This window comes from Streptococcus suis S735, assembly GCF_000294495.1.
GTDB classification, from domain to species: Bacteria; Bacillota; Bacilli; order Lactobacillales; family Streptococcaceae; genus Streptococcus; species Streptococcus suis.
The window spans coordinates 495,584-507,918 of record NC_018526.1; the positions used below are offsets into that span (position 1 = coordinate 495,584).

Sequence of the window (12,335 nt, forward strand, 5' to 3'; positions counted from 1 at the left end):
TTCTGACTGTTCTGTAGCGAACTCTGTTCGCTCTATCTCCGACCTCCAAAGGTTCCCCAAACCTTTGGAGCTGTGCGGGGGTGGGAGTGAAACAGTCTGGGGATAGACTGTTTCAGCTCAACAACTGGAAATATGAACTTGTTGACGAACTCTCTATGATTATTTGAGTTCTTTCCCACTCCCAATCCTAAATATTTTTCATAATCTCCTGAAAAACCTGACCATGTGGTTGGGATTTTTGAATGCAAAAACACTCTTGGAATTTCCAAGAGTGTTTTACGTAACGGTGTTAAACAGTTTGTAATTTTTATTTCATCGTCGGGAGTGAGAAGGTCTGGTAGACCTTTTCAGCCAATCGCCAAGAAACTGGAGAGCGATTTGAACATCCTAGTGAAAACAAACCTAGCAAGCTACTCTTGCTTACTTCATAGTAGGGAATAGCAACACATCCCGAATAGTAGTTGTATCTGTCAAGAGCATGCAGAGGCGGTCGATACCGATTCCAAGTCCACCTGTTGGTGGCATACCGTATTCGAGGGCTTCGATGTAGTCGTAGTCAACGCCTGTCGCTTCGTCGTCACCGAGTTCTTTAGCCTTGGCTTGGGCTTCAAAGCGTTCCAATTGGTCGATTGGGTCGTTCAATTCTGTAAAGGCATTTCCGTATTCCTTGGTCATGATGAAGAGCTCGAAGCGATCTGTGAAGCGTGGGTCTTCATCGTTTTTCTTAGCCAGTGGAGATACGGCTACTGGGTGACCATAGACAAAGGTTGGTTGGATAAGAGTTGCTTCAACGTATTCTTCAAAGAAGCTGTTGATGATTTGACCAACTTCTGTATGGTGTTTTTCCACAGGGACCTTGTGCTCAGCTGCAAGGGCTTTTGCTTCCTCGAAGCTCATCTCTTGCCAGAAGTCCACGCCAGTTTGTTCCTTAATAGCGTCAACCATGTGGATACGCTTGAATGGCTCGTGGATAGCAATTTCAGTGCCCTGATAAGTCACCGGACCATCACCGACAACAGCCTTGGCAGTGTGCTGGATAATACCTTCGGTCAAGTCCATGATGTCTTGGTAGTCTGCATAAGCTTGGTAAACCTCAATGGAAGTGAACTCAGGGTTGTGGGTCGCATCCATACCTTCGTTACGGAAGATGCGGCCGATTTCATAAACGCGTTCCATACCGCCGACAATCAGGCGTTTGAGGTGGAGTTCTGTCGCGATACGAAGGACCATGTCAATGTTTTGGGCATTGTGGTGGGTGATGAATGGACGAGCTGCAGCACCACCAGCTTCGTTGTGAAGAACTGGTGTTTCCACTTCCAAGAAACCAAGTCCGTCAAGGTAACGGCGGATTTCTGAGATAATTTTTGAGCGGGTCACAAAGCGATCAAAGCTCTCGCGGTTAGTAATCAAGTCCAAATAACGTTTGCGGTAGCGGGTCTCGATGTCTGTCAAACCGTGGAATTTTTCTGGCAATGGGCGGAGCGCTTTAGACAAGTGAGTCAACTTGCGAGCATGGATAGACAACTCACCAACGTTTGTCTTGAAGACATCTCCCTCGACACCGATAAAGTCACCTAGGTCTGCTTTTTTGAAGATTTCATAGTTTTCTTCGCTAACATCATCCTTACGAACGTAGATTTGAATCTGGCCTTCGCGGTCTTGAATGTGAGCAAAACCTGCCTTACCCTTACCACGCTTGGTCATAATACGACCTGCAATGATTGCTGTTTGCCCTAATTCTTCCAAGTCTTCTTTTGATTTGTCTTCGTACTGGGCCTTCAATTCAGCTGAGTTGGCAGAACGCTCAAAACGTTTTCCAAATGGGTCAATGCCTTGTTCAGCAAGAGCCGTCATTTTCTCACGACGGACAATCTGTTGGTCATTTAATTCTTCAAAATGTTCAGTTGACATAAAAATTTTATTCCTCCAAAGTCTGTTATTTCTATTTTATCATAGAAGAGAGAAAAAATCAGTATAAATTGCTAATAGGATAGGAAAAAACAGCAGAAAATTCTACTGTTTTGCTTTATAGCTGGTATCATTCCAAGCTAATTCTGTAAAGTTTTCGAAATCGCTTGTTTCTAAAATAGTAACCGATGCATTATCCAAACCACCTCGGTGACGCAGTTGGGCTGGTGGAAAACCAAGTAGGCGATGGATAGAAGCGGTTAGAAAAGCACCATGGCTGACGATGAGGACTGTTTCCATGTCTTGCCCTTTCAGCGATTGGACAAAGTCCACCATTCGTTGAGTTACCTGGCGAACGCTCTCAGCTTCAAATAAGTCATTGTTAAAAAGTGCTAGATTATGTTTGAGTGCCCAGGCTTGTTTGGGATAGATGGCACGAAAAATTGCCATCTTGCTTCCTTCCAGCGTTCCAAAATTCCATTCACGTAATTGTTGCGTGGTTAGAATGGTTTGGCAATGGTGATTGGCTTTGGCAATTTCTACGGCAGTGCTATGTGCGCGCTGCAAATCACTAGAATAAATAGCATCAAAGGGGATTTCAGCAAGGTATTTGCCTAGTTTTTCTAAATCCTGATAAGATTCAGGCAAGAGAGCTGAATCTCCAGAATAGCCTTGAAAGCGTCCCTCCAAATTCCATTCGGTCTTACCGTGACGGACAAAGTAGATTTTCAAGTCTAGTCCCTCCCCTCGATCAAATCGGCAAAGTCAGCTTTTACAAAATCAGCTAATACCTGACTGTCAATTCGAATCGACCGACCAATTTCTCCAGCAGAGACAATCAAGTGACCGAGTTCAAGGGCAGATTGATCAATGTAGATTGGGAAATTATGCTTCTGACGAATGCCTACGGGATTGTTGGCACCATGGATGTAGCCAGTTGTCTTTTCCAAGTCCTTTTGCGGAATCATACTCACTTTTTTATTGCCAGAGATCTTGGCTAATTGTTTCTCAGACAGGTGTTCTGTGATTGGGATAATGCCGATAATTGGTCCAGTTTTATCTCCAGTTAATGCCAGTGTTTTGTAAATTTCGTGTTCTTCAATTCCTGGTGGAAGTTGACCTTCGAAGGCATTTAAAACAAGGCTATCATGATTGATCTTAGCCTTGTCCAATATTTGGTCCACCAAGGTTTTCTTTATTTTAACCTTTTTTGCCATTATTTATATTTTTCCTCAAGTTTACTCATCCAAAGCCCTAACCATGCTCCTAGTATAAATAGGACAATAGCAGCAATCCATGTAACAAAGTTAGCGCCAGCATAGGAAATAGACTCTTTATTACTTGCTTGTGGAATCAAAATTAGGAGAGTAGAAGATGAAACGATACCAATAATAAAGTGATAAACACGTGAATGGTATACTTTCAGAGCGTGGTCCATTGCTTTTGAAAATGCAACCATTGCAAGAACGCCACCGATTGCGATTGGTAGGAAGGTACCGAATAGATCAAGTGATTTGAAACCATTTAGCATTGGCGTGTAGATACCCAAAATCAATAGTAAGTTTGAAGGGCTGAGTCCAGGAACAAGTACCCCTAAAGCAATCAAGGCACCTGCCAATACAAAACTAGCAAAAGTAGCTGGAAGTGTCCCGACAAGATCGCTCAAATTGTAAAGTAGGAGGCCAGAAATAATGAATGTCCCAATCAACCAAGCCAAATCAATGCTATCTCGTTTGCTCTTTTGAGTTGATTCTTTAAGTAGGCTAGGAATCGTTCCCACGATTGCTCCCGCAAAGGCCCACAAAACTGGGACTTGGAAATGTTGCAATAAAAATTCTACAGGGAAAGAGAAAAGTGCGATTCCCAAAATTCCACCAATTCCTACAGGAACAAAATAAAGAAAGTTTTCCTTGAAATCTTTTCGAATATTTGCTAAAAATCCAATTAGTCGCTCATAGATTCCGAGGATAGCAGCGAGTACCCCCCCAGAGACACCAGGTAAGATAAAGCCGAGTGCGATAATCATACCTTTAATAATTCTTGAAATCCAAGAAGCCATAATTTCCTCCAAAATGTATTATAACGTTCCTATTATAGCATAAAGCAAGTAAAAATAATTAAAAAGACTGCCTGTTAGATAAAATCCAGCAGGCAGTTTTGGTTAAAGATTGTAAAAACCTGGTCTTGCTCTATAGAGTAAAATGAGCAGAATAGAGGCAATTGCTGTGGAAGGAAGAATATAGCTGATATTGTAGGTAAAGGAATAGAACCAGACAGGCATACCATCTGGAGCGTAGTCTGCGTAGAAAATAATTCCTGATAAGAAGGTGGCTAACAATCGGATGCTTCCTCCTAGAAAACTAGCCAGAGTAATGATGAGAGTAGCATTTTTTAGATTGTTTTGTTTGGATAGGGTGGGTGCCACTAAACCTGCTAAACCAATTCCGGCGTAAGAAAATGCGTAGTCGAGAAAAACTTGAAAAACGTTTAGGAAGTAGCCACCGTAGAAAAGTTGAATGGTTCCTACAATACCACCAGTAAGAACTCCTACCCCTAGTCCGTGGCGCAGAGCAAGCAGTAAGATTGGAAGCATGACTAAAGACACAGATCCACCTTGGGGCATTGTAAAGAGCGGGATTTTGTCAAAGACGAGGGCAATGGCAGAAAAGATAGCAACTTCAGCTAGGATGGGTAATTTTGATGTGGGCATAAAAAGACTCCTTTGTAGATGGTCAACAAAGGAGTGTTTATAGCAGAGTATAGTATCATTCTATAAAGCACACAATTCCTACGCTAGTTTTAACTAGATCAGGTTCGAGGATTTCGCAGTTGCGATCTCAGCCGAAGCACTCCTTTGTGTATATGTAATTAGTGAAATTGTATCATTTTATTCGGGTGTTGTAAATAGTTTCTGATAAACTTCATTAGGATCCTTCAGGGTAGTAATAATGTTGAGGTCTAGGTGGTGCTCAAAGCCGTTTACATAACCACGTGAGGTATATTGGTGAAGATCGTAGTTCAAGTCAGTATTTGGAGCGGCATTGTAGTAGCCAGAATCATCACCGTATGTAGGAATCCAAATAGCGTCAAATTTATCCACATTGATGCTGTGGTCTTCCATGAAATAGGTTCCGACGTAAATTCCAATGTTTTTAGCGCCGAGAGTTTCTAACTCTTTTCGAAAAGCCTCCACTCCAGCATTCATATCATCCATGGTATATTCTTCGACGTCTAACCAATAGAAGGTTGGCTTGTACTTATTTGCGGCCTTATAAAAGCTTCGAGCTTCCTCTCGCATGTTCTCAATACTATTTCCCGTGACATAGGCATAGACAGCAACAGGTATATTTCTTGCTTGAAATTCTTTAATATGGGTATCAAAGGATTTATCTAACCCATTTTTATCAGTCGCAGTATTTTCGTTTTTAGTGTGTGATCCACTTTGAATACGAACGATGGCGCCAGAAATGTTTTTGCTAAGGGTATCGTAGTCAATTTCAGACGGTCTCTGCCAAGCAGAAACGTCGATGATAGGTTTCATTTCGAGCGCATTTGCAATGTAATAACTCGAACTAGAATTTGTTGTTTTAGAACTTGTACTGGTGTTTGATTGTGTGACTGCGGGTTCGTTAGCTACCTCCGTCTTATTTACAGTATTTCCAGTCACCCCAGTGATGAAAATAAGAGCAAAGAAGGATAGGAAAAAACCAACAACAATCATCGGATTTAGTTTCTTTCTCATCTCCTCAATTCTACCGTAAAATCATGAAAAAATCAAAAAAATACGATTCAAGAAATAGTAAAAGATTATCTGAACTTGACATAATAAAGGGAATAGGGTAGGCTAAATTGGTATGCATGACAAAAGTGAAAAAGTAAGACGTGTTAGTCAGCTAGTTGTTCTGTCCTCTTTGACGATTGTTTTAAGGGTGGTTTTTGGACCGTTGCCCAATATAAAGCCTCTCACGGCTATTTTCCTCATTGTTCTGTCCTATTTCAGTTTGCTGGAGAGCTGGATATTGATGATACTAGTGATGGTAGGGAGTGGCTTGCTTTTTGGATTTGGCACAGTTGTTTTGTGGCAAGTTCTTAGTTTTGCTTTTATCCAATTTATATGGTGGTTGGCAATCGGTCCTTTTATCAAAAAAGAGAACATTCCCTTGTGGCTACAGAGTCTTCTGGCGGGGATTCTTGTCTTTTTGTATGGGCTAACGATAAGTTTTTTATCTGCTACACAGTTTGGGACTTCTCCTATCGTCTTTTGGCTTAATGGTTTAGTCTTTGATAGTTTACACGCTACTTCAACAGTTTTGTTTTATCCAATTATTGATTATATTTTTAGGAGATTTTATAAATGAAAAAAATTAGTATTATGTTGATGGTTGTCTTCTCGCTCTTCTTGGCTGCTTGTACAAACACTACCGAGAAACAGAACAACTCGGCTATCGAAGTCACTTTGCAGATTACAACCAAGGACAAAGAGAATCGTCAGGAAGTCACTGCGGAAGAAGGTGATAGTGTCATGGATGTGCTTAAAGAACATCATGACATTGTAGAAGACAATGGTTTGATAACAGAAATTGATGGTGTTAGCCAAGATACGAGTACCAATACATACTGGATGTATAAAGTTAATGGCCAAATGGCTGATAAAGGGGCGAAAGACCTTACAGTTGCGAATGGGGATGAAATTGAATTTTATCTTGAAACATTTGAATAGATATGAAAGGCTTCGGCCTTTTTCTTGTCGACAAAAGTCAGTTCCGAATGTTTGCAGAGCAACTTAGAAAGTGATAAGTATTTTTATACAAAGTATGCTATAATAAGAGCTATACTCGAAGAAGGTTGGATAAGCAATGAAGATTGACAAACGCCAGTTGTTGAATTATTCCATACTGATTCCCTATCTCATCTTATCGGTGATTGGGTTGGTCATGGTCTATTCGACAACCAGTGCTACGCAAATTATTAATGGTGGAAATCCATTTAGAACAGTGATTAACCAGGCAGGATTCTGGATTGTCAGCTTGGTAGCAATCTATACGATTTATCGTATGAAATTAAGTTTTTTACGCAAGAAAGCCGTTATCTATTCGGTTATTTTGGTAGAAGTATTTCTGTTAGCTATTTCTCGGTTGTTTCCTCCGATTAACGGGGCTCATGGATGGATTCCTCTGCCAATCGCAGGAACCTTGCAGCCGGCAGAATATTTGAAATTAATTATCATTTGGTATCTGGCACATGAGTTTGCAAAACAACAGGCGGATATTCGGACTTATGACTATGTATCGTTGATTAAAGGAAGTTGGATTCCGAAAGAGTTTACAGATTGGCGGGTGGTCAGTCTGCTCCTCCTAGGTCTAGTTGCGACACTGCCGGACTTGGGAAATGCGACGATTATTGTGCTGATTATGGTCGTGATGATTAGTGTGAGTGGGATTGCCTATCGCTGGTTTTCAACAGCGGTTTTAGGAATTGTGGCCGCCTCAACAGTTATTCTAGGGACGATTCGTATTTTGGGTGTAGAAACGGTGGAAAAAATTCCGCTCTTTGGTTATATTGCTCGTCGTTTTGCTGCCTATTTTGATCCATTTGGTAATGCCACCAACTCAGGTCTTCAATTGACTCATTCTTACTATGCGATGAGTAACGGTGGATGGCTTGGACGTGGTTTGGGAAATTCGATTGAGAAAAAGGGGTATCTACCAGAGGCCCACACCGACTTTGCGTTTTCGATTGTCATTGAAGAACTCGGTTTTGTTGGAGCTAGTTTAATTCTAGCCTTATTGTTCTTTTTGATTATTCGAATTATTATTGTAGGCGTCCGTGCTCGTAGTCCATTTAATGCGATGATGGCACTTGGAATGGCAGGTATGCTTCTGATTCAAACATTTGTCAATATCGGAGGAATTTCAGGAATTATTCCTGCAACGGGGGTAACTTTCCCCTTCTTGTCACAGGGTGGATCGAGTCTCTTGATTATTTCCATCGGGATAGGGTTTGTTTTGAATATTGATGCTAGTGAAAAACGTCGATTAATTGAAGAAGAAATAGAGCGTACGCTAATTTAGAGATAGGAAAGAGGTAGGAGATGGCTATTCAAAAATTAGAAAACTATAACAACAAGGAAGCAATCCGTGAAGAAGTAACGATTCTAACATCTATTTTGGAAGAAGTAGCAGCCCAAATGATGCCTGCAGAGACTTTTGCTAAAATTGTAGAACTATCTCAATTGTCTCGTCAAGATGATTATCAGGCATTGATTGCTATTATCAGTCAGTTGAATAATGATGAACTAGCGGTTATTTCTCGATACTTTGCTGTTTTGCCACTTTTGATTAATATATCAGAAGATGTTGACTTGGCCTATGAAATCAACCATCAAAACAATATTGATCAAGATTATCTTGGTAAGATTTCAACAACAATTGATATGGTTTCCAAACAAGAAAATGCAGCTGAAATCCTTGAAAAGTTGAATGTTGTTCCAGTCTTGACAGCCCATCCTACTCAGGTTCAACGCCAGTCTATGCTTGATTTAACCAAGCATATTCATGAGTTGCTTCGTCGTTATCGCGATGTAAAATTGGGCTTGCTCAATAAAAACAAATGGGAAGATGAGCTCCGTTGTTACATTGAAATTATCATGCAGACGGATATGATTCGTGAGAAGAAGTTGAAGGTAACCAACGAAATCACAAACGTTATGGAGTATTACAATTCTTCCTTTATTAAGGCTGTCACTAAGTTGCAGCGGGAATACAAACGTTTGGCCGCTGAGAAAGGAATCGTCTTAAATAATCCTCGTCCAATTACAATGGGTATGTGGATTGGGGGAGACCGTGATGGAAATCCATTTGTTACTGCAGAGACCTTGAAGCTGTCAGCCTTGACTCAGTGTGAAGTCATTATGAATTATTACGATGAGCAACTCTATAAACTCTATCGGAATTTTTCGCTCTCAACTTCCATTGTAAATGTATCTACAGCGGTTAAGATGCTGGCGGATTTATCTGAAGATAGTTCTGTCTACCGTGAAAATGAGCCTTATCGTCGTGCTTTTCACTATATTCAGATGAAACTTGCAAATACAAGAGATTATTTAGTTCACAATAAGCCGTCAGATGTTCGCTATAGTAATGTAGCCGAGTTTAAAGCTGATTTATTAGCCATCAAACAATCTTTGGTCGAAAATAAATCTATGGCGCTATTGAAAGGTGATTTTACAGAATTGCTTGAAGCGGTTGAAGCGTTTGGTTTCTACCTAGCTAGTATCGATATGCGCCAAGACTCTTCTATTCATGAAGCAAGTGTTGCGGAGTTATTGGCCTCTGCTCGTATCGTAGAAGACTACTCCAGTTTATCTGAGGAAGCTAAATGCCATGTTCTTTTGAAACAGTTGGAAACAGATCCACGCATTCTTTCTGCAACGCACATGCCAAAGTCAGAACAATTAGAAAAAGAATTGGCAATCTTTGCTGCTGCACGTGAATTGAAAGATAAGCTAGGTGAGGAAATCATCAAGCAACATATTATTTCACACTCGGAGAGTGTTTCTGATTTACTGGAATTAGCTGTCCTATTAAAAGAAGTTGGTCTAGTAGATGTCGATAAGGCCCGTGTTCAGATTGTTCCACTTTTTGAGACAATCGAGGATTTAGATAATGCACCTGATACCATGCGTCAATATCTGCAATTAGATTTAGCGAAACGTTGGATTGCAGGCAATAAATACTACCAAGAAATCATGCTTGGCTACTCAGATTCCAACAAGGATGGTGGCTACCTATCCTCCGGCTGGACACTCTACAAAGCACAGAATGAATTGACGCAAATTGGTCAAGACTACGGAGTAAACATCACCTTCTTCCACGGTCGTGGAGGTACTGTTGGTCGTGGTGGTGGTCCTTCCTATGATGCGATTACATCTCAGCCATTTGGTTCCATCAAGGACCGGCTTCGTTTGACAGAACAAGGCGAAGTGATAGGCAATAAATACGGTAACAAAGACGCAGCCTACTATAATTTAGAAATGCTGGTATCTGCAACGCTTGACCGTATGGTCACACAAATGATTACCGATCCAAATGAAATCGATGGCTATCGCGAAACCATGGATGAAATTGTATCAGATAGCTATCGTATTTATAGAGATCTTGTATTCAACAATCCACATTTTTATGATTATTTCTTTGCCGCTAGTCCAATTCGTGAAGTATCAAGTCTGAACATTGGCTCACGTCCTGCGGCTCGAAAAACCATCACAGAAATCGGTGGTTTGCGTGCGATCCCATGGGTATTCTCTTGGTCACAAAACCGTGTCATGTTGCCAGGGTGGTATGGAGTTGGTTCAAGTTTCAAACGCTTTATTGATAAGCACCCTGATAATTTGTCTAAGTTACAAAAAATGTATGAATCTTGGCCATTCTTCCGTTCACTTCTATCAAACGTGGATATGGTATTGTCTAAATCCAATATGAATATCGCATTTGAATATGCTAAAATGTGTGAAAGCGAAGAGGTACGAAATATCTTCCATGTCATTTTAGATGAATGGCAGTTGACCAAAGAAATTATTTTGTCAATCGAGCAAAATGATGAGCTTTTAGCAGAACTACCGTTTCTAAAAGCTAGTCTTGATTATCGCATGCCTTATTTTAATGTGCTCAACTATATTCAGATTGAATTAATTCATCGTCTTCGTCGTGGAGAATTGAGCAAAGAACAAGAGAATCTCATTCATATTACCATCAATGGTGTGGCGACAGGTTTGCGCAACTCAGGTTAATAGGCATAAAACAACTTCTTCGGAGGTTGTTTTTTTTGCTGATAAAAATATATAATAATCATAAGAAAGTGTAACCAAATCATCCCTTATTCGTTCTATTAGTGAAAGGAGGAGATGAGTATCAAACTTGATCAATATGAAAAAGAAGTCATTGGTATTGCTGAGGAGATTTCCTACTATCTACAAAAATCTGGCGCCAACTATGCAGATAGTCAGGACATCGCACAGGATATACTAGTGAAAATTTTAGAAGCAGAGCTTGTCCTTCCTTTCGAAAAACTAAGAGCTTGGCTTTACCGTTCTGCAGTTCGGGCTTACATTGACAAATACAGGCGAGACAAGCGCTACCATGAAATTTTACAAAAGGAGTTTTTTACACCTGAAAATTTTTTGGTCTATGACCAAGAAGATTATGAGGAACTCTATCAAGCTGTTGCAGACCTGCCAGAAAAATACCAGCAAGTGATTGACTTATACTACTTCCAAGATATGAGTATCAAAGAGATTGCGCATATTTTAGGTGCTGGTCAAAGTTGGGTGAAAATCAGCCTTCACCGAGGACGCAAGCAGTTAAGGAAAATACTAGAAGAGAGAGGATATGACTATGAAGACTTTTGAAGAGGTGACAAAAAAGAGTAAGCGGAAAAATTTATGGAAGACAGTTGGACTATCATCGTTCATCGGCTTTATCTTATTGTTGATTGGCATTCAAACTGTAAAAATAATTGTCGGTGCACGAGAAGGTAGTGAGAATTGGAAACAAATTATTTTAATGGAAATCTCTTATCCAAATATAAAACATGACGGTATTAAAATCCAAAGCACGAGTTATGTTTCTGGGAAACTTTACTGCAATTTATATAAGGATCTAGCTGGTGTTCCTATGGCTTTTGGTCAGCACGAAATTTACTATGACCTGTTTGATCGTCACTATGATTTTGCTCAGCATATACCCGGGAATACCTTCAAATATCTATATGATTTCACAACCAATACCAAGATACCTGTTTTTTACAATAGAAAAAAGTCCGTTTGGAGTGTTCAAGACATTGCCAATGAATTGCATTATCTTAAAGACATGAGTGGGCAGCTAGTAGAAGTGGCTATTTCCTTTGATAAGAAGTATAGTTTGGCAGAAATCAAGCAAATGATTCCCAGCAATCTCAAGCAAAATTGGTATTGGATAGGGACAGAAGGGAAGCAGAATACCCATTACTATCGTCCAGAGCAGCTTTTGGGGTTAGATCCAGAGGATATTCAACTAGTCTTTTCGGATATGCCTGGAGACTATATGACAGGTATGGACTTTATGAAAGAGTTCTTAGAATCGGGAGATCAGAAACGAGCGCAGTATCTGGACATACCTGTGGATGACTTGCAAGCCTTTGTTGACAAATTTGGCGATACAGACTTTACTAAACAAGAAGAGATTGATAAGCTAGAATTTGCAGGCATTATCCTAACAGGAAAAGCAGAAGACTTTGCCCAGTTGGAAGGCAAGGACTGGATTTATTCTTCTAGTATTGGCGCGTCCATTCCTATTCAGCCTTATTATCAACTGCATCATTAAGTGAAAATAGTCAATATATTTTCAACACCTATAGCAAGAGGCTTGTCAGGGAGTCGTAGGATAACTGAA

The 12,335-nt window shown here is 40.3% G+C and carries 12 protein-coding genes and 1 riboswitch; of the genes, 6 read left to right on the plus strand and 6 right to left on the minus strand.

The window, feature by feature from the left end; genetic code table 11:
- Positions 1-420: 420 nt before the first annotated feature.
- From lysS to YYK_RS02540, 6 genes are all read right to left on the minus strand, one after another.
- Positions 421-1,911 carry a lysine--tRNA ligase gene (lysS, locus tag YYK_RS02515; protein ID WP_011922069.1) on the minus strand — a complete coding sequence of 497 codons (1,491 nt, stop codon included), beginning with the start codon at positions 1,909-1,911 and terminating at the stop codon, positions 421-423.
- Between the two features lie 102 nt (positions 1,912-2,013).
- Positions 2,014-2,640: a histidine phosphatase family protein gene (locus YYK_RS02520; protein WP_014917217.1), complete on the minus strand. Its 627-nt coding sequence runs from the start codon at positions 2,638-2,640 to the stop codon at positions 2,014-2,016.
- 2 nt (positions 2,641-2,642) lie between these two features.
- Positions 2,643-3,125: a YbaK/EbsC family protein gene (locus YYK_RS02525; RefSeq protein WP_014917218.1), complete on the minus strand. Its 483-nt coding sequence runs from the start codon at positions 3,123-3,125 to the stop codon at positions 2,643-2,645.
- A complete protein-coding gene (locus YYK_RS02530) occupies positions 3,125-3,967 on the minus strand; it encodes a DUF368 domain-containing protein (RefSeq protein ID WP_009909486.1) in 843 nt (280 codons plus the stop codon). The genes YYK_RS02525 and YYK_RS02530 overlap by 1 nt, the downstream gene beginning before the upstream one ends.
- Positions 3,968-4,069: 102 nt before the next feature.
- A complete protein-coding gene (thiT, locus tag YYK_RS02535; protein WP_011922072.1) occupies positions 4,070-4,618 on the minus strand; it encodes an energy-coupled thiamine transporter ThiT in 549 nt (182 codons plus the stop codon).
- Positions 4,619-4,676: 58 nt separating this feature from the next.
- Positions 4,677-4,772, minus strand: a riboswitch (TPP riboswitch).
- Between the two features lie 23 nt (positions 4,773-4,795).
- On the minus strand, positions 4,796-5,650 hold the full coding sequence (locus YYK_RS02540; RefSeq protein ID WP_011922073.1) for a glycoside hydrolase family 25 protein: 855 nt from the start codon (positions 5,648-5,650) through the stop codon (positions 4,796-4,798).
- Positions 5,651-5,762: 112 nt separating this feature from the next.
- Between YYK_RS02540 and YYK_RS02545 the strand changes: the two genes are divergently transcribed.
- From YYK_RS02545 to YYK_RS02570, 6 genes are all read left to right on the plus strand, one after another.
- Positions 5,763-6,266 carry a hypothetical protein gene (locus tag YYK_RS02545; RefSeq protein ID WP_014917219.1) on the plus strand — a complete coding sequence of 168 codons (504 nt, stop codon included), beginning with the start codon at positions 5,763-5,765 and terminating at the stop codon, positions 6,264-6,266.
- On the plus strand, positions 6,263-6,628 hold the full coding sequence (locus tag YYK_RS02550; RefSeq protein ID WP_011922709.1) for a DUF4430 domain-containing protein: 366 nt from the start codon (positions 6,263-6,265) through the stop codon (positions 6,626-6,628). The genes YYK_RS02545 and YYK_RS02550 overlap by 4 nt, the downstream gene beginning before the upstream one ends.
- A 136-nt stretch (positions 6,629-6,764) precedes the next feature.
- Complete coding sequence (ftsW, locus tag YYK_RS02555) at positions 6,765-7,979, plus strand: cell division peptidoglycan polymerase FtsW (RefSeq protein ID WP_011922075.1); 1,215 nt, start codon at positions 6,765-6,767, stop codon at positions 7,977-7,979.
- Positions 7,980-7,999: 20 nt separating this feature from the next.
- Complete coding sequence (ppc, locus tag YYK_RS02560) at positions 8,000-10,696, plus strand: phosphoenolpyruvate carboxylase (RefSeq protein ID WP_011922076.1); 2,697 nt, start codon at positions 8,000-8,002, stop codon at positions 10,694-10,696.
- A gap of 114 nt (positions 10,697-10,810) precedes the next feature.
- Entirely contained in the window at positions 10,811-11,314 is a 504-nt protein-coding gene (locus tag YYK_RS02565; RefSeq protein WP_011922077.1) for an RNA polymerase sigma factor, read from the plus strand.
- Entirely contained in the window at positions 11,295-12,266 is a 972-nt protein-coding gene (locus YYK_RS02570) for an anti-sigma factor (protein ID WP_011922078.1), read from the plus strand. The genes YYK_RS02565 and YYK_RS02570 overlap by 20 nt, the downstream gene beginning before the upstream one ends.
- The last annotated feature ends 69 nt before the right edge of the window (positions 12,267-12,335 follow it).

What these genes read in the sequence shown, in the direction of transcription:
- lysS (WP_011922069.1), bottom strand. Translation starts at nt 1,911, where the DNA reads ATGTCAACTGAACATTTTGAAGAATTAAATGACCAACAGATTGTCCGT.
- YYK_RS02570 (WP_011922078.1), top strand. Translation starts at nt 11,295, where the DNA reads ATGACTATGAAGACTTTTGAAGAGGTGACAAAAAAGAGTAAGCGGAAA.
- YYK_RS02545 (WP_014917219.1), top strand. Translation starts at nt 5,763, where the DNA reads ATGCATGACAAAAGTGAAAAAGTAAGACGTGTTAGTCAGCTAGTTGTT.
- YYK_RS02550 (WP_011922709.1), top strand. Translation starts at nt 6,263, where the DNA reads ATGAAAAAAATTAGTATTATGTTGATGGTTGTCTTCTCGCTCTTCTTG.
- YYK_RS02525 (WP_014917218.1), bottom strand. Translation starts at nt 3,125, where the DNA reads ATGGCAAAAAAGGTTAAAATAAAGAAAACCTTGGTGGACCAAATATTG.
- YYK_RS02540 (WP_011922073.1), bottom strand. Translation starts at nt 5,650, where the DNA reads ATGAGAAAGAAACTAAATCCGATGATTGTTGTTGGTTTTTTCCTATCC.
- YYK_RS02530 (WP_009909486.1), bottom strand. Translation starts at nt 3,967, where the DNA reads ATGGCTTCTTGGATTTCAAGAATTATTAAAGGTATGATTATCGCACTC.
- YYK_RS02565 (WP_011922077.1), top strand. Translation starts at nt 10,811, where the DNA reads ATGAGTATCAAACTTGATCAATATGAAAAAGAAGTCATTGGTATTGCT.
- ftsW (WP_011922075.1), top strand. Translation starts at nt 6,765, where the DNA reads ATGAAGATTGACAAACGCCAGTTGTTGAATTATTCCATACTGATTCCC.
- thiT (WP_011922072.1), bottom strand. Translation starts at nt 4,618, where the DNA reads ATGCCCACATCAAAATTACCCATCCTAGCTGAAGTTGCTATCTTTTCT.
- ppc (WP_011922076.1), top strand. Translation starts at nt 8,000, where the DNA reads ATGGCTATTCAAAAATTAGAAAACTATAACAACAAGGAAGCAATCCGT.